Origin of the sequence: Klebsiella sp. MS 92-3, from assembly GCF_000195655.1 — a bacterium.
GTDB lineage: Bacteria > Pseudomonadota > Gammaproteobacteria > Enterobacterales > Enterobacteriaceae > Klebsiella > Klebsiella pneumoniae.
In genome coordinates this window covers 1-16,919 of the sequence record NZ_GL882741.1, presented here as the reverse complement: position 1 = coordinate 16,919, position 16,919 = coordinate 1, and the positions used below count along the sequence as shown (strand labels likewise).

General features: G+C 55.6%; 15 protein-coding genes and 3 tRNA genes. All 18 read left to right on the top strand.

All coding sequences use genetic code 11. From position 1 onward, the window contains the following. Positions 1 to 280 precede the first annotated feature (280 nt). The 18 genes from sucA (at position 281) to HMPREF9538_RS22985 (ending at position 16,842) form a co-directional block, all read left to right on the top strand. Positions 281 to 3,088: a 2-oxoglutarate dehydrogenase E1 component gene (gene sucA / locus HMPREF9538_RS22905; RefSeq protein WP_009484142.1), complete on the top strand. Its 2,808-nt coding sequence runs from the start codon at positions 281 to 283 to the stop codon at positions 3,086 to 3,088. A 14-nt stretch (positions 3,089 to 3,102) separates the two neighbouring features. Next, entirely contained in the window at positions 3,103 to 4,329 is a 1,227-nt protein-coding gene (gene odhB, locus HMPREF9538_RS22910; protein WP_009484141.1) for a 2-oxoglutarate dehydrogenase complex dihydrolipoyllysine-residue succinyltransferase, read from the top strand. A 103-nt stretch (positions 4,330 to 4,432) separates the two neighbouring features. Then, complete coding sequence (gene sucC / locus HMPREF9538_RS22915) at positions 4,433 to 5,599, top strand: ADP-forming succinate--CoA ligase subunit beta (protein WP_002895039.1); 1,167 nt, start codon at positions 4,433 to 4,435, stop codon at positions 5,597 to 5,599. Continuing rightward, positions 5,599 to 6,468, top strand: a complete 870-nt coding sequence (gene sucD, locus HMPREF9538_RS22920) for a succinate--CoA ligase subunit alpha (RefSeq protein ID WP_002895043.1) — start codon at positions 5,599 to 5,601, stop codon at positions 6,466 to 6,468. The genes sucC and sucD overlap by 1 nt, the downstream gene beginning before the upstream one ends. 826 nt (positions 6,469 to 7,294) lie before the next feature. Continuing rightward, positions 7,295 to 8,863, top strand: a complete 1,569-nt coding sequence (cydA, locus tag HMPREF9538_RS22925) for a cytochrome ubiquinol oxidase subunit I (protein WP_002895047.1) — start codon at positions 7,295 to 7,297, stop codon at positions 8,861 to 8,863. A 15-nt stretch (positions 8,864 to 8,878) separates the two neighbouring features. Then, entirely contained in the window at positions 8,879 to 10,018 is a 1,140-nt protein-coding gene (gene cydB / locus HMPREF9538_RS22930; protein ID WP_002895049.1) for a cytochrome d ubiquinol oxidase subunit II, read from the top strand. A 15-nt stretch (positions 10,019 to 10,033) separates the two neighbouring features. Continuing rightward, positions 10,034 to 10,150 carry a cytochrome bd-I oxidase subunit CydX gene (gene cydX, locus HMPREF9538_RS22935; RefSeq protein ID WP_002895051.1) on the top strand — a complete coding sequence of 39 codons (117 nt, stop codon included), beginning with the start codon at positions 10,034 to 10,036 and terminating at the stop codon, positions 10,148 to 10,150. Further along, the gene (ybgE, locus tag HMPREF9538_RS22940) at positions 10,150 to 10,440 is read left to right on the top strand and encodes a cyd operon protein YbgE (RefSeq protein WP_002895053.1); all 291 of its coding nucleotides are present in this window, start codon (positions 10,150 to 10,152) and stop codon (positions 10,438 to 10,440) included. Before cydX ends, ybgE begins: the two co-directional genes overlap by 1 nt. Positions 10,441 to 10,589: 149 nt before the next feature. Further along, on the top strand, positions 10,590 to 10,994 hold the full coding sequence (gene ybgC, locus HMPREF9538_RS0126915) for a tol-pal system-associated acyl-CoA thioesterase (RefSeq protein ID WP_002895056.1): 405 nt from the start codon (positions 10,590 to 10,592) through the stop codon (positions 10,992 to 10,994). Beyond that, a complete protein-coding gene (tolQ, locus tag HMPREF9538_RS22945; protein ID WP_004152221.1) occupies positions 10,991 to 11,683 on the top strand; it encodes a Tol-Pal system protein TolQ in 693 nt (230 codons plus the stop codon). Before ybgC ends, tolQ begins: the two co-directional genes overlap by 4 nt. A 3-nt stretch (positions 11,684 to 11,686) precedes the next feature. Further along, positions 11,687 to 12,115, top strand: coding sequence for a colicin uptake protein TolR (gene tolR, locus HMPREF9538_RS22950; RefSeq protein ID WP_002895061.1), 429 nt, complete (start codon positions 11,687 to 11,689; stop codon positions 12,113 to 12,115). Positions 12,116 to 12,214: 99 nt separating this feature from the next. Further along, complete coding sequence (gene tolA / locus HMPREF9538_RS22955) at positions 12,215 to 13,540, top strand: cell envelope integrity protein TolA (protein WP_004179068.1); 1,326 nt, start codon at positions 12,215 to 12,217, stop codon at positions 13,538 to 13,540. A gap of 129 nt (positions 13,541 to 13,669) precedes the next feature. Then, positions 13,670 to 14,962: a Tol-Pal system beta propeller repeat protein TolB gene (gene tolB, locus HMPREF9538_RS22960; RefSeq protein ID WP_002895066.1), complete on the top strand. Its 1,293-nt coding sequence runs from the start codon at positions 13,670 to 13,672 to the stop codon at positions 14,960 to 14,962. A 34-nt stretch (positions 14,963 to 14,996) separates the two neighbouring features. Beyond that, the gene (pal, locus tag HMPREF9538_RS22965; protein WP_002895068.1) at positions 14,997 to 15,521 is read left to right on the top strand and encodes a peptidoglycan-associated lipoprotein Pal; all 525 of its coding nucleotides are present in this window, start codon (positions 14,997 to 14,999) and stop codon (positions 15,519 to 15,521) included. Positions 15,522 to 15,530: 9 nt separating this feature from the next. Next, positions 15,531 to 16,325: a cell division protein CpoB gene (gene cpoB, locus HMPREF9538_RS22970; protein WP_002895071.1), complete on the top strand. Its 795-nt coding sequence runs from the start codon at positions 15,531 to 15,533 to the stop codon at positions 16,323 to 16,325. A 161-nt stretch (positions 16,326 to 16,486) separates the two neighbouring features. Next, positions 16,487 to 16,562 (top strand) — tRNA-Lys (locus HMPREF9538_RS22975). 125 nt (positions 16,563 to 16,687) lie between these two features. Next, positions 16,688 to 16,763: transfer RNA gene (locus tag HMPREF9538_RS22980), tRNA-Val, on the top strand. A gap of 3 nt (positions 16,764 to 16,766) precedes the next feature. Then, positions 16,767 to 16,842 (top strand) — tRNA-Lys (locus HMPREF9538_RS22985). Positions 16,843 to 16,919 lie beyond the last annotated feature (77 nt).

The following is a 16,919-nucleotide window of genomic DNA, read 5'->3' as shown; positions in this document are numbered from 1 at the left end:
AAAAAACCGCCACAAGATGTACCAGTAATCGAGGCGTTCAGTGCGAGGTAAGGCGGCAACTGAGCGCATCCCCGGGAGCATAGTGAACTATGTGACCGGGGTAAGCGAAGGCAGCCAACGCAACCGCAGCCTGAACGCTGAAGATTAATGGCAGTTTTTAAAGGTTCCTTAGCGGATAGAAACCACAACTCGTCCGCAACAAGTGAACCCCGGCACGTGCACTCGGTGTGCGTGGTAGTTTCTACGGCGAAATAAGCATATGAATGCTTAAGGGATCACGATGCAGAACGGCGCAATGAAAGCCTGGCTGGACTCTTCTTACCTCTCTGGTTCGAACCAGAGCTGGATAGAACAGCTCTATGAAGACTTCTTAACCGATCCTGACTCTGTTGACGCCAACTGGCGTTCAATGTTCCAGCAGTTACCTGGCACCGGAGTTAAACCGGATCAATTTCATTCCAAAACGCGTGATTATTTCCGTCGACTGGCGAAGGATGCCTCACGTTACACTTCTTCGATTTCCGACCCAGACACCAATGTGAAGCAGGTTAAAGTCCTGCAGCTCATCAACGCATACCGTTTCCGTGGCCACCAGCAGGCGAATCTCGATCCGCTGGGGCTGTGGAAGCAAGAGAGAGTGGCGGATCTCGATCCGGCCTACCACGATCTGACCGAGGCCGATTTCCAGGAAAGCTATAACGTAGGTTCATTTGCCATCGGTAAAGATACGATGAAGCTGGGCGAGCTGATTGCCGCCCTCAAGCAAACCTACTGCGGCTCCATCGGCGCGGAATACATGCATATCACCTCTACCGAAGAAAAACGCTGGATCCAGCAGCGCATTGAATCGGTAGCTGGCAAAGCGAGCTTTACCGCGGAAGAGAAAAAACGCTTCCTCAGCGAACTGACCGCCGCGGAAGGTCTGGAGCGCTACCTCGGCGCCAAATTCCCGGGGGCGAAGCGCTTCTCGCTGGAGGGTGGCGACGCCCTGATCCCGATGCTCAAAGAGATGATCCGCCATGCAGGCAAAAGCGGCACCCGCGAAGTGGTGCTGGGCATGGCGCACCGCGGCCGTCTGAACGTGCTGGTCAACGTGCTGGGTAAAAAACCGCAGGACCTGTTCGACGAGTTCGCGGGCAAACATAAAGAACACCTCGGCACCGGCGACGTGAAGTACCACATGGGCTTCTCTTCCGATATGGAAACCGAAGGCGGTCTGGTGCACCTGGCGCTGGCGTTTAACCCGTCGCACCTCGAGATCGTCAGCCCGGTGGTTATCGGTTCCGTACGCGCCCGTCTGGATCGTCTGGACGAGCCAAGCAGCAACAAAGTTCTGCCTATTACCATCCACGGCGACGCCGCCGTCACCGGCCAGGGCGTGGTTCAGGAAACTCTGAACATGTCCAAAGCCCGCGGTTACGAAGTGGGCGGTACCGTGCGCATCGTTATCAACAACCAGGTGGGCTTCACGACCTCTAACCCGCTGGATGCGCGCTCAACGCCGTACTGCACCGACATCGGTAAAATGGTGCAGGCGCCGATTTTCCACGTCAATGCGGACGATCCGGAAGCGGTCGCCTTCGTCACCCGTCTGGCGCTTGATTTCCGCAATACCTTTAAACGCGATGTCTTCATTGACCTGGTGTGCTACCGCCGTCACGGCCACAACGAAGCCGATGAGCCGAGCGCAACCCAGCCGCTGATGTATCAGAAGATCAAAAAGCATCCGACTCCGCGCAAAATCTATGCTGACAAGCTGGAGCAGGAGAAGGTGGCGACTCTGGAAGATGCGACCGAGCAGGTTAACCTCTATCGCGATGCGCTGGATGCCGGCGAATGCGTGGTGCAGGAATGGCGTCCGATGAATATGCATTCCTTTACCTGGTCGCCGTACCTCAACCACGAGTGGGACGAGAGCTATCCGGATAAAGTTGAGCCGAAACGTCTGCAGGAGTTGGCCAAACGCATCAGCACGGTACCGGAAGGTATCGAAATGCAGTCCCGCGTGGCGAAAATTTACGCCGACCGCCAGGCGATGGCGGCAGGCGAGAAGCTGTTTGACTGGGGCGGTGCCGAAAACCTGGCCTACGCCACGCTGGTTGACGAAGGTATTCCGGTTCGTCTGTCCGGCGAAGACTCCGGCCGCGGCACCTTCTTCCACCGTCATGCGGTGATCCATAACCAGACCAATGGTTCAACCTACACGCCGCTGCAGCATGTCCATAACGGCCAGGGCCAGTTCCGCGTTTGGGACTCGGTACTGTCCGAAGAAGCGGTGCTGGCGTTCGAATATGGTTACGCCACCGCCGAGCCGCGCACTCTGACCATCTGGGAAGCGCAGTTTGGCGACTTCGCCAACGGTGCGCAGGTGGTGATCGACCAGTTCATCTCCTCCGGTGAGCAGAAGTGGGGAAGGATGTGCGGCCTGGTGATGCTCCTGCCGCACGGTTACGAAGGCCAGGGCCCGGAGCACTCCTCCGCGCGTCTGGAGCGTTATCTGCAGCTGTGCGCTGAACAAAACATGCAGGTCTGCGTGCCGTCCACGCCGGCACAGGTTTATCACATGCTGCGTCGCCAGGCGCTGCGCGGTATGCGTCGTCCGCTGGTGGTGATGTCGCCGAAGTCGCTGCTGCGTCATCCGCTGGCGGTCTCCAGCATGGATGAGCTGGCGAACGGCACTTTCCTGCCGGCTATTGGTGAAATCGATCAACTTGATCCGCAGGCTGTGAAGCGCGTTGTGCTGTGCTCTGGTAAGGTTTACTACGACCTGCTGGAACAGCGCCGCAAAAACGAGCAAAAAGATGTCGCTATCGTTCGTATCGAGCAGCTCTATCCGTTCCCGCATCAGGCGGTGCAGGAAGCGCTGAAAGCGTATGCGCACGTGCATGATTTTGTCTGGTGCCAGGAAGAGCCGCTCAACCAGGGCGCATGGTACTGCAGCCAGCATCACTTCCGTGAAGTGATTCCGTTTGGGGCCTCTCTGCGTTATGCAGGCCGCCCGGCCTCCGCCTCTCCGGCGGTAGGGTATATGTCCGTTCACCAGAAACAGCAACAAGATCTGGTCAATGACGCGCTGAACGTCGATTAATTAAAGGATACACAATGAGTAGCGTAGATATTCTGGTTCCCGACCTGCCTGAGTCCGTAGCTGACGCAACCGTCGCCACCTGGCACAAAAAACCGGGCGACGCGGTCGTCCGTGACGAAGTTCTGGTCGAAATCGAAACTGACAAAGTGGTACTGGAAGTACCGGCATCAGCGGACGGCATTCTGGATGCAGTGCTGGAAGACGAGGGCGCCACCGTCCTGTCTCGCCAGATCCTTGGCCGCCTGCGCGAAGGCAACAGCGCAGGTAAAGAAAGCAGCGAGAAAGCCGATGCGAAAGCGTCCACTCCGGCGCAGCGTCAGCAGGCCTCTCTGGAAGAGCAGAACAACGACGCGCTGAGCCCGGCGATCCGTCGTCTGCTGGCTGAACACAACCTTGACCCAGCGGCCATCAAAGGCACTGGCGTCGGCGGCCGTCTGACCCGCGAAGACGTTGAGAAACATCTGGCGAAAGCCCCGGCGCCGGCAGAAGCCAAAGCGCCAGCCGTCGCCCCGGCAGCCGCGCCGGCGCCGCAGCTGGGCCACCGTTCGGAAAAACGCGTCCCGATGACCCGCCTGCGTAAACGCGTAGCCGAACGTCTGCTGGAAGCGAAAAACTCTACCGCCATGCTGACGACCTTTAACGAAGTCAACATGAAGCCCATCATGGATCTGCGTAAGCAGTACGGTGAGGCGTTCGAAAAACGTCATGGCATCCGCCTGGGCTTTATGTCCTTCTACGTGAAAGCGGTAGTGGAAGCGCTGAAACGCTATCCGGAAGTGAACGCTTCCATCGATGGCGACGACGTGGTGTACCACAACTACTTCGACGTCAGCATGGCCGTATCCACTCCGCGCGGTCTGGTCACCCCGGTTCTGCGTGACGTCGACCTGCTGGGCATGGCGGATATCGAAAAGAATATCAAAGAGCTGGCAGTGAAAGGCCGCGACGGCAAGCTGACCGTAGACGACCTGACCGGCGGTAACTTCACTATTACCAACGGCGGCGTCTTCGGCTCCCTGATGTCCACGCCGATCATCAACCCACCGCAGAGCGCTATTCTGGGTATGCATGCCATTAAAGACCGTCCGATGGCGGTCAATGGCAAGGTAGAGATCCTGCCGATGATGTACCTGGCGCTCTCCTATGACCACCGTCTGATCGACGGACGTGAATCGGTAGGCTTCCTGGTGGCGATTAAAGAGCTGCTGGAAGATCCGACCCGTCTGCTGCTGGACGTGTAGTCAGCAAGCGTATTACCTACCGTAGGCCGGATAACACGCGTTAGCGCCGTTATCAGGCCTACAGGTTTAAAGATAATTACACCCTGAAGGATGGACTGAACACATGAACTTACATGAATATCAGGCAAAACAACTTTTTGCCCGCTATGGCTTACCGGCGCCGGTGGGTTATGCCTGTACTACTCCGCGTGAAGCAGAAGAAGCCGCTTCAAAAATCGGCGCGGGTCCGTGGGTAGTGAAATGTCAGGTTCACGCTGGTGGCCGCGGCAAAGCGGGCGGTGTGAAAGTAGTTAAGAGCAAAGAAGAGATCCGCGCATTTGCCGAGCACTGGCTGGGCAAACGTCTGGTGACCTATCAAACAGATGCGAACGGCCAGCCGGTTAACCAGATCCTGGTTGAAGCGGCGACCGATATTGACAAAGAGCTGTACCTGGGCGCGGTTGTTGACCGCAGCTCCCGTCGCGTGGTGTTCATGGCGTCTACCGAAGGCGGCGTGGAAATCGAGAAAGTGGCGGAAGAGACCCCGCACCTGATCCACAAGATCGCCATCGATCCGCTGGCGGGCCCGATGCCTTACCAGGGTCGTGAACTGGCGTTCAAACTGGGTCTGGAAGGTAAACAGGTTCAGCAGTTCACCAAGATTTTCATGGGGCTGGCGACCATTTTCCTTGAGCGCGACCTGGCGCTGATCGAGATCAACCCGCTGGTGATCACCAAGCAGGGCGACCTGATCTGCCTCGACGGCAAACTGGGCGCTGACGGCAACGCGCTGTTCCGCCAGCCGGATCTGCGCGAAATGCGCGATCAGTCTCAGGAAGACCCACGTGAAGCGCAGGCGGCGCAGTGGGAACTGAACTACGTCGCGCTGGACGGCAACATCGGCTGCATGGTTAACGGCGCAGGCCTGGCGATGGGTACCATGGACATCGTTAAGCTGCACGGCGGCGAACCGGCTAACTTCCTCGACGTAGGCGGCGGCGCGACCAAAGAGCGCGTGACCGAAGCGTTCAAAATCATCCTCTCTGACGACAACGTTAAAGCGGTGCTGGTTAACATCTTCGGCGGCATCGTGCGTTGCGACCTGATCGCTGACGGCATCATCGGCGCGGTAGCGGAAGTAGGGGTTAACGTTCCGGTTGTTGTACGTCTGGAAGGTAACAACGCCGAACTGGGCGCGAAAAAACTGGCTGACAGCGGCCTGAATATTATTGCAGCGAAAAGTCTGACGGACGCAGCACAGCAGGTTGTTGCCGCAGTGGAGGGGAAATAATGTCAGTTTTAATTAATAAAGATACCAAGGTTATCTGCCAGGGCTTCACCGGTAGCCAGGGGACCTTCCACTCTGAACAAGCGATCGCTTACGGTACGCAAATGGTTGGCGGCGTGACGCCAGGCAAAGGCGGCACCACTCACCTGGGCCTGCCGGTGTTCAACACCGTGCGCGAAGCCGTTGAAGCGACCGGCGCGACCGCGACCGTGATCTACGTTCCGGCGCCGTTCTGCAAAGATTCCATCCTGGAAGCGATCGACGCGGGCATTAAGCTTATCATCACCATCACCGAAGGTATCCCAACGCTGGATATGCTGACCGTGAAGGTGAAGCTGGACGAAGCGGGCGTGCGTATGATCGGCCCGAACTGCCCGGGCGTTATCACTCCGGGCGAGTGCAAAATCGGCATCATGCCGGGTCACATTCACAAGCCGGGTAAAGTGGGCATCGTTTCCCGTTCCGGCACCCTGACCTATGAAGCGGTTAAGCAGACCACCGACTACGGCTTCGGCCAGTCTACCTGCGTCGGTATCGGCGGCGACCCGATCCCGGGCTCCAACTTCATCGATATCCTGAAGATGTTCGAGGAAGATCCGCAGACCGAAGCGATCGTCATGATCGGTGAGATCGGCGGCAGCGCGGAAGAAGAAGCGGCTGCTTATATTAAAGATCATGTCACTAAGCCGGTTGTCGGCTACATCGCGGGCGTTACCGCGCCGAAAGGCAAGCGTATGGGCCACGCGGGCGCTATCATCGCCGGCGGTAAAGGTACAGCGGATGAGAAATTCGCAGCGCTGGAAGCGGCGGGTGTGAAAACTGTTCGCAGCCTGGCCGACATCGGCGAAGCGCTGAAAGCTATTATCAAGTAAACCCTCTCTGCTTGTCCGCAAGCAGAAATCTGTCCGATTTCGACATGGTTGGCCACCGTCAGGTGGCCTTTTTTGTGACCGTTATCCCGTCTCGTCAGAACCGCAGCGCCAACAACGAATTGATTTTCTGCGAAAAGCCCTATCTATCATATTGATTTAATTTATTATTTAATAAGTATTTTCGATGCGCTGTAGTGGCTAAAAAAATATACCCCGGGTGTACCGTAGGGAAACAAAAGCGGCAGCGAAAAAGCGTGGGGCAGGGGATAAGGAAGCAGATAAAATACTGTGAGCGGTCTAACATTATTCGGATCGGTTCCTTTTTTTTGTTTTTTTTTCCACGACGTTAAATAATATTACCTATGATTCTCATATCTCTCTTTTTAGTAACTGGAAAAGCCATAGTTTAAACACTTAATTAACATTAAGTTCACCAATATTCTTTATTGGGCTACATAATTAACACATAGAGTAAAAATTGATTTATATCAATACTTAATCCTTGGAAAAATCCCTCAAAAAACGTTAAATTGTCTCAAGTCAAATTGGCTGAATTCAGCCATCTTCACTATATATTGATCACCGTCGAAAAATGTAAAACTGGAACAATAAAAACATATTTATTGTAAGGTTATTGCGGCGTAATATATTGGGGAATCAATTGGGTTTTTCGTTAACGTATTTGTAACCTTACCCTGGCATGGTTTTACCTTCGATTGAAACCTGCTGTGGACGGGCGACAAATAAATTTGTATTGGGGCATGCGTATGAGCCAGAGCTTCTCGGTTCATTTTCGGAGTCTTCATGCGATGAGCAAGGAGTCATGATGTTAGATATAGTCGAACTGTCGCGCTTACAGTTTGCCTTGACCGCGATGTACCACTTCCTGTTTGTGCCGCTAACGCTCGGTATGGCGTTCCTGCTGGCCATCATGGAAACGGTCTACGTCCTTTCCGGCAAACAGATTTATAAAGATATGACCAAATTCTGGGGCAAGTTGTTTGGTATCAACTTCGCGCTGGGTGTGGCGACCGGTCTGACCATGGAGTTCCAGTTCGGGACTAACTGGTCGTATTACTCACACTACGTGGGCGATATCTTTGGTGCGCCGCTGGCCATTGAAGGTCTGATGGCCTTCTTCCTCGAATCCACCTTTGTAGGTCTGTTCTTCTTCGGTTGGGATCGTCTGGGCAAAGTTCAGCACATGGCCGTCACCTGGCTGGTTGCGCTGGGTTCCAACCTCTCCGCGCTGTGGATCCTTGTCGCCAACGGCTGGATGCAGAACCCTATCGCATCGGACTTCAACTTCGAAACCATGCGTATGGAGATGGTCAGCTTCTCTGAACTGGTGCTCAACCCGGTCGCCCAGGTGAAATTCGTTCACACTGTGGCGTCGGGCTATGTCACCGGCGCGATGTTCATCCTGGCGATTAGCTCCTGGTACATGCTGAAAGGTCGCGACTTCGCCTTTGCCAAGCGCTCCTTTGCCATCGCAGCCAGCTTCGGTATGGCGGCGATCCTCTCCGTTATTGTGCTGGGTGACGAATCCGGTTACGAAATGGGTGACGTGCAGAAAACCAAACTGGCGGCTATCGAAGCAGAGTGGGAAACCCAGCCTGCGCCGGCGGCCTTCACCCTGTTTGGTATTCCCGATCAGAATGCGCAGACCAACCACTTTGCGATCCAGATCCCCTACGCGCTGGGCATCATTGCTACCCGCTCGGTGGACAAGCCGGTTATCGGCCTCAAGGATCTGATGGTTCAGCACGAAGAGCGTATCCGTAACGGCATGAAAGCCTACGCGCTGCTGGAACAGCTGCGCGCCGGTTCAACCGATCAGGCCGTGCGTGACCAGTTCAATAACGTGAAGAAGGACCTCGGTTATGGCCTGCTGTTGAAGCGCTATACCCCGAACGTCGCTGACGCCACGGAAGAGCAGATCGCCAAAGCGACCAAAGACTCCATTCCAAGCGTCGCACCGCTGTACTTCGCCTTCCGTATCATGGTGGCGTGCGGCATCCTGATGCTGCTGATTATAGGCGCCTCCTTCTGGAGCGTGATCCGTAACCGCATCGGCGAGAAAAAATGGCTGCTGCGCGCCGCATTCTACGGCCTGCCGCTGCCGTGGATTGCCGTGGAGTCGGGCTGGTTTGTTGCCGAATACGGCCGTCAGCCGTGGGCGATTGGTGAAGTCCTGCCGACGGCGGTGGCTAACTCATCATTGACCGCGGGCGACCTGATCTTCTCAATGTTGCTGATCTGTGGTCTGTACACGCTGTTCCTGGTGGCTGAACTGTTCCTGATGTTCAAGTTTGCCCGCAAAGGACCTAGCAGCCTGAAAACCGGCCGCTATCACTTTGAACAGTCCTCTGCGGCTATTCAGTCGGCACGCTAAGACAGGAGTCGTCAAATGATCGATTATGAAGTATTGCGTTTTATCTGGTGGCTGCTGATTGGCATTCTGCTGATTGGTTTTGCCGTCGCCGACGGGTTCGACATGGGGGTGGGCATGCTCACCCGCTTCCTCGGCCGCAACGACACCGAGCGTCGGATTATGATCAACGCCATCGCCCCGCACTGGGACGGTAACCAGGTGTGGCTGATCACCGCCGGCGGCGCGCTGTTCGCTGCCTGGCCGATGGTTTACGCCGCGGCGTTTTCTGGCTTCTATGTGGCGATGATTCTGGTGCTGGCCTCGCTGTTCTTCCGTCCGGTCGGTTTTGACTACCGTTCCAAGATCGAGGACACCCGCTGGCGCAACATGTGGGACTGGGGCATCTTCATCGGTAGCTTCGTGCCGCCGCTGGTGATTGGCGTGGCCTTTGGCAACCTGCTGCAGGGCGTGCCGTTCCACGTCGATGAATACCTGCGTCTGTTCTATACCGGTAACTTCTTCCAGTTGCTGAACCCGTTTGGTCTGCTGGCCGGTATCGTCAGCGTGGCGATGATCCTGACTCAGGGCGCCACCTATCTGCAGATGCGTACCGTAGGCGAACTGCACCTGCGTACTCGCACCGTTTCCATGGTGGCGGCGCTGGTGACGCTGGTCTGCTTCGCGCTGGCGGGCGTGTGGGTCTACTACGGCATCGACGGCTATGTGGTGAAATCGGTGATTGACCATACCGGCCCGTCTAACCCGCTGACCAAGGAAGTGGTGCGGGAAGCTGGCGCGTGGATGGTGAACTTTAACAATATGCCAGCGCTGTGGGCGGTGCCTGCCCTGGGCGTGGTGTTGCCGCTGCTGACCGTCGTTTCGACCAAAGCGGATAAAGGTGCCTGGGCATTCCTGTTCTCCTCGCTGACCCTGGCCTGCATCATTCTGACTGCCGGTATCGCGATGTTCCCGTTCATCATGCCGTCCAGCACTATGCTGAACGCCAGCCTGACAATGTGGGACGCGACCTCCAGTCAGCGGACGCTGAACCTGATGACCTACGTGGCGATTGTTTTCGTGCCGATCATTCTGGCCTACACCAGCTGGTGTTACTGGAAGATGTTTGGCCGCATCACGCGCGAAGACATCGAAAAGAATACCCACTCGCTGTACTAAGGTAAGGAGCTATATATGTGGTACTTCGCATGGATTTTGGGAACGCTTCTTGCCTGTGCTTTTGGGGTCATTACCGCGCTGGCGCTTGAGCACGTGGAAGCCACCAAAGCCGGGAAGAAAGAAGAAATCTGATGAAATTTATCGCTACTCTGTACGCGATAATGGACAAGCGCCCGCTCCGGGCGCTTTCCTTGTTGATGGCGCTGCTGCTGGCTGGCTGCATTTTCTGGGATCCGTCGCGCTTTGCGGCGAAGACCAGCGAGCTGGAAATCTGGCATGGTTTCTTGCTGATGTGGGCGGTTTGCAGCGGCGTTATTCACGGCGTGGGCTTTCGCCCGCGTGCCGTTCACTGGCAGGGGATTTTTTGTCCGCTTATCGCTGATATCGTGCTCGCTTTAGGTCTCTTCTTTTTCTTCTTTTGAATAAGAGATCTCTGTTAATGCTATGGGCTTGCATAAGCCCATAAAAATTTACGCCCCGTTTACTTTCCCCCATTCCAAACCACCTTTCCCGCGCGTATAGTAGCGAAGTTTGAAAGCTCTAACCTTTTTTTGCATTACCGGGATGTAAAGTGAATACAACGCTGTTTCGATGGCCGGTTCGGGTCTACTACGAAGATACCGATGCCGGTGGTGTGGTTTACCACGCCAGTTACGTCGCTTTTTATGAAAGAGCACGCACAGAGATGCTGCGCCACCATCACTTTAGTCAACAGGTGCTGTTGGCTGAACGCGTTGCCTTCGTGGTTCGCAAAATGACGCTGGAGTATTTTGCCCCCGCCAGACTCGACGACATGCTCGAAGTCCAGACGGAAATTACCTCGATGCGCGGCACCTCTTTGGTTTTCACGCAGCGAATCGTCAACGCCGAGAATACAGTGTTAAACGAAGCTGAGGTTCTCATTGTGTGCGTTGATCCACTCTTAATGAAGCCACGTGCGCTTCCCAAGTCTATTGTCGCGGAGTTTAAGCAGTGACTGACATGAATATCCTTGATTTGTTCCTGAAGGCGAGCCTTCTGGTAAAACTTATCATGTTGATTTTGATTGGTTTTTCTATCGCTTCCTGGGCTATCATTATTCAGAGAACGCGTATCCTTAACTCGGCCGCGCGTGAAGCTGAAGCGTTCGAGGACAAATTCTGGTCCGGGATCGAGCTCTCTCGTCTGTACCAGGAGAGCCAGGGGCGTCGCGATAACCTGACCGGTTCGGAACAAATCTTCTACAGCGGTTTCAAAGAGTTTGCACGCCTGCATCGGGCTAACAGCCATGCGCCGGAAGCGATTGTCGAAGGGGCATCGCGCGCGATGCGTATTTCGATGAACCGCGAACTGGAAACGCTGGAGACCCATATTCCGTTCCTCGGCACCGTAGGCTCGATCAGCCCGTATATCGGTCTGTTCGGTACCGTCTGGGGGATTATGCACGCCTTTATCGCCCTTGGCGCGGTGAAGCAGGCCACCCTGCAGATGGTGGCGCCAGGTATCGCCGAAGCGCTGATCGCCACCGCGATTGGTCTGTTCGCCGCAATCCCGGCGGTCATGGCGTATAACCGCCTGAACCAGCGCGTGAACAAGCTTGAACTGAATTACGACAACTTTATGGAAGAGTTCACCGCTATTCTGCACCGTCAGGCCTTTACCACCAGCGAAAGCAATAAGGGGTAAGCCATGGCCAGAGCACGTGGACGCGGACGTCGCGAACTGAAGTCCGAGATCAACATCGTTCCGCTGCTGGATGTCCTGCTGGTGCTGCTGCTGATCTTTATGGCAACGGCGCCGATCATTACGCAGAGCGTGGAAGTCGATCTGCCGGACGCCACGGAATCGCAAGCGGTGAAAAGCAATGACGATCCGCCGGTGATTGTGGAAGTCTCCGGGGTAGGGCAGTACAGCGTGAAGGTGGGGCAGGAGACGCTGTCCCAGCTGCCGCCGGAGCAGGTAATTGCCGAAGCGAAGCGTCGTCTTGAAGCCAATGAAAAAACGGTATTCCTGATCGGCGGTGCGAAAGACGTCCCTTACGATGAAATTATTAAAGCGCTGAACCTGTTGCATAGTGCAGGGGTTAAATCGGTCGGCTTGATGACCAAACCTATTTAATCGCTTCAGGTAGGTGCGTCCGCGCGGCGTCCGGTGGCGGGTATCGCTCGCCGTCGGTGCGCATCGCGGATACAGGCGAACAGTTTTTGGGAACCGATAGTGTCAAAGGCAACCGAACAAAACGACAAGCTTAAACGAGCGATCATCATTTCAGTCGCGCTGCACATCATTCTGATCGCGCTGCTGATCTGGAGTTCGTTTGACGAGCATCTGGATGCCTCTGCCGGCGGCGGCGGCGGATCGTCGATTGATGCCGTCATGGTCGATCCGGGGGCGGTGGTAAATAACTATAACCGTCAGCAACAGCAGCAGGCCAGCGCACGTCGCGCCGCTGAACAGCGTGAAAAACAGGCGCAGCAGCAGGCGGAAGAGTTACGTGAGAAACAGGCGGCGGAACAGGAACGGCTGAAACAGCTCGAACAGGAGCGGCTGCAGGCGCAGGAAGCGGCGAAAGAAGCGAAGGAGCAGCAGAAGCAGGCTGAAGAAGCGGCTGCCAAGGCCGCCGCGGCGGCAAAAGCCAAAGCGGACGCACAGGCAAAAGAAGCGCAGGAAGCCGCTGCCAAAGCGGCCGCCGAGGCGAAAGCGAAGGCGGATGCCCAGGCGAAAGCGGCAGAACAGGCGGCGGCCAAGGCGGCTGCTGACGCGAAGAAGCAGGCCGAAGCCGCTGCAGCGAAAGCCGCTGCCGAGGCGAAGAAACAGGCGGAAGCTGAAGCGGCGAAAGCTGCGGCCGAGGCGCAGAAGAAAGCGGAAGCGGCGGCTGCGAAGAAAGCGCAACAGGAAGCGGAGAAAAAAGCCCAGCAGGAAGCGGCTAAGCAGGCGGCAGCTGAAAAAGCGGCTGCCGAAAAAGCCGCTGAGAAAGCCGCCGCGCAAAAAGCGGCCGCTGAGAAGGCCGCCGCCGAGAAAGCCGCAGCCGCTGAAAAAGCGGCGGCAGCGAAAGCGGCTGCAGCAGAGAAGGCTGCAGCTGATAAAGCGGCCAAGGCGGCAGCAGCAAAAGCCGCGGCGGCGAAGAAAGCGGCGGCTGCGAAAGAAGCGGACGGCGTAGACAACCTGCTCGGCGATCTGAGTTCTGGTAAGAATGCGCCTAAAACAGGCGGTGGGGCCAAAGGAAACAATGCCTCCGCTGCCGGGAGTGGTAATACTAAAAACAGTGCCTCAGGGGCTGATATCAACAACTATGCCGGACAGATAAAATCGGCGATTGAAAGTAAGTTTTATGACGCATCGTCCTATGCGGGCAAAACATGTACCTTGCGTATCAAACTTGCTCCTGACGGCCTGTTGTTAAATATACAGTCCGAAGGTGGTGATCCTGCTCTGTGCCAGGCCGCTCTTGCCGCAGCCCGACAGGCTAAGTTTCCGAAACCACCTAGCCAGGCAGTATATGAAGTCTTCAAAAATGCGCCACTGGACTTCAAACCTCAGTGACATTTTTCCCCGTGCAAACGGGGAAAAACAATCTATGGTAGTCACAGGGTTTTGGTAGTTTTGTATATTTGAGTTTGTTAACATTCTGCTAAATTATCGTGGGCTTTCCGCCCGGATAAGGGAGATATGATGAAGCAGGCATTACGAGTAGCATTTGGTTTTTTAATGCTGTGGGCGGCGGTGCTGCACGCAGAAGTACGTATCGAGATCACCCAGGGGGTGGACTCGGCACGCCCTATCGGCGTGGTACCGTTCCAGTGGGCCGGCCAGGGCGCTGCGCCGGAAGATGTCGGTGGTATCGTGGCAGCTGACCTGCGCAACAGCGGTAAATTCAATCCGCTGGATCGCTCGCGTCTGCCGCAGCAGCCGACCAGTGCCCAGGAAGTGCAGCCTGCTGCCTGGTCTGCGCTGGGTATTGACGCCGTAGTCGTCGGCCAGGTCACGCAAAATCCGGATGGTTCTTATCAGGTTGCGTATCAACTGGTGGACACCGGCGGAGCGCCGGGCACAACGCTGGCGCAAGGTTCTTTTAAAGTCACTAAGCAGTACCTGCGCTATGCGGCGCACGCGGCCAGCGACGCGGTATTTGAGAAGCTGACCGGCATCAAGGGCGCCTTCCGTACCCGTATCGCCTACGTGGTGCAGAAAAACGGCGGCCAGTACCCTTACGAACTGCGCGTGTCCGACTACGATGGTTACAACCAGTTCCTGGTTCACCGTTCCTCCCAGCCGCTGATGTCCCCGGCCTGGTCTCCGGACGGTTCTAAACTGGCCTACGTTACCTTTGAAAGCGGTCGTTCTGCGCTGGTGGTTCAGACCCTGGCGAACGCCTCTGTGCGTCAGATCGCCTCCTTCCCGCAGCACAACGGCGCCCCGGCGTTCTCACCGGATGGTTCTAAACTGGCGTTCGCGCTGTCGAAAACCGGTAGCCTGAACCTGTACGTAATGGATCTGGGATCCGGTCAGATTCGTCAGGTGACCAACGGTCGCAGCAACAACACCGAACCAAGCTGGTTCCCGGACAGCCAGAATCTGGCCTTCACTTCTGACCAGGCAGGTCGTCCGCAGGTATATAAAGTCAACATTAATGGCGGCACGCCGCAGCGTATCACCTGGGAAGGTTCTCAGAACCAGGACGCCGACGTGAGCGCGGATGGTAAAACCATGGTAATGGTCAGCTCGGCCGGCGGTCAGCAGCACATTGCCAAACAAGATCTGGAAACGGGTGGTGTACAGGTTCTGTCATCAACGTTTTTAGACGAAACGCCAAGTCTGGCACCTAACGGCACTATGGTAATCTACAGCTCTTCTCAGGGGATGGGATCCGTGCTGAATCTGGTTTCTACAGATGGGCGTTTCAAAGCGCGTCTTCCGGCAACTGATGGACAGGTAAAATCGCCTGCCTGGTCGCCGTATCTGTGATAATAAATAATTGATTATTAAAGGAATCAAAGAAATGCAACTGAACAAAGTGCTGAAAGGGCTGATGATCGCTCTGCCGGTTATGGCAATCGCGGCATGTTCTTCTAACAAGAACGCCAGCAACGACCAGAGCGGTGAAGGCATGCTGGGTGCCGGCACTGGTATGGACGCTAACGGTAACGGCGGCAACATGTCTTCTGAAGAGCAAGCTCGTCTGCAGATGCAGCAGCTGCAGCAGAACAACATCGTTTACTTCGATCTCGACAAGTACGATATCCGTTCTGACTTCGCTGCTATGCTGGACGCGCACGCTAACTTCCTGCGCAGCAACCCGTCCTACAAAGTGACTGTAGAAGGTCACGCGGATGAGCGCGGTACGCCGGAATACAACATCGCTCTGGGTGAGCGTCGTGCTAACGCCGTTAAGATGTATCTGCAGGGCAAAGGTGTTTCTGCCGATCAGATCTCCATCGTTTCTTACGGTAAAGAAAAACCAGCAGTACTGGGTCATGACGAAGCGGCATATGCCAAAAACCGTCGCGCCGTACTGGTTTACTAAGAGAATTGCATGAGCAGTAACTTCAGACATCATTTATTGAGTCTGTCGTTACTGGTTGGCATAGCGGCCCCCTGGGCCGCTTTTGCTCAGGCGCCAATCAGTAGTGTCGGCTCAGGCTCGGTCGAAGACCGCGTCACTCAACTCGAGCGTATTTCCAATGCTCACAGCCAGCTTTTAACCCAACTCCAGCAACAACTCTCTGATAACCAGACTGACATTGATTCTCTCCGCGGGCAGATCCAGGAGAACCAGTACCAGCTGAATCAGATCGTTGAGCGCCAGAAACAGATTCTGCTGCAGATAGATAGTCTGAGCAGCGGTGGCGGCGCAGCATCAGGTGCGCAGGCTCCGTCGTCTTCTGGCGATCAGAGCGCGGCTGCCACCAGCGCAGCGCCAGCGGCCACCTCAGGCGCCCCGGCGATGACCGGCGATGCGAACACCGATTATAATGCCGCTATTGCCCTGGTGAAGGATGCCTCACGCCAGGATGACGCGATGGTGGCGTTTCAAAACTTCGTCAAAAAGTACCCGGATTCAACCTACCAGCCAAACGCTAACTACTGGCTCGGGCAGTTGAACTACAATAAGGGGAGAAAAGACGACGCGGCGTTTTACTTCGCTTCGGTGGTGAAGAACTACCCGAAATCGCCAAAAGCGCCTGACGCGATGTTTAAAGTCGGCGTGATCATGCAGGACAAAGGTGATACCGCGAAAGCGAAAGCGGTTTACCAGCAGGTGATCAACAAATTCCCCGGCACCGACGGTGCGAAACAAGCGCAAAAACGACTTAATGCTCTTGGTTGATTACGGCATGACCAGAAATCGCGTTATTTCTGGTCTTGTCGCCTGAATCGCCAGCAGTTAAGTGATCTTTATCGAAATTTTAGTTGCGCTGAATTCTGAAATCAGTAATATATGCCGCCGTTGCCAAGGGATATCAAACAAGCCCAAAGCAATGCCAGAGTGGGTCGTTAGCTCAGTTGGTAGAGCAGTTGACTTTTAATCAATTGGTCGCAGGTTCGAATCCTGCACGACCCACCAATCGTTCTGGTGGAACGCGATAGTAAAACGTGAAGGATAACGTTGCGTCAGCAACGGCCCGAAGGGCGAGGCAAAGCCGAGTCATCCTGCACGACCCACCGCTTAGTAGTATCCAGCGTAGTATCGGGTGATTAGCTCAGCTGGGAGAGCACCTCCCTTACAAGGAGGGGGTCGGCGGTTCGATCCCGTCATCACCCACCACTCGGGTCGTTAGCTCAGTTGGTAGAGCAGTTGACTTTTAATCAATTGGTCGCAGGTTCGAATCCTGCACGACCCACCATTATAATGATGGGGTCGGTGGAGGCAGTATCAGTAGTATCCAGCGCAGTTTCGGGTGATTAGCTCAGCTGGGAGAGC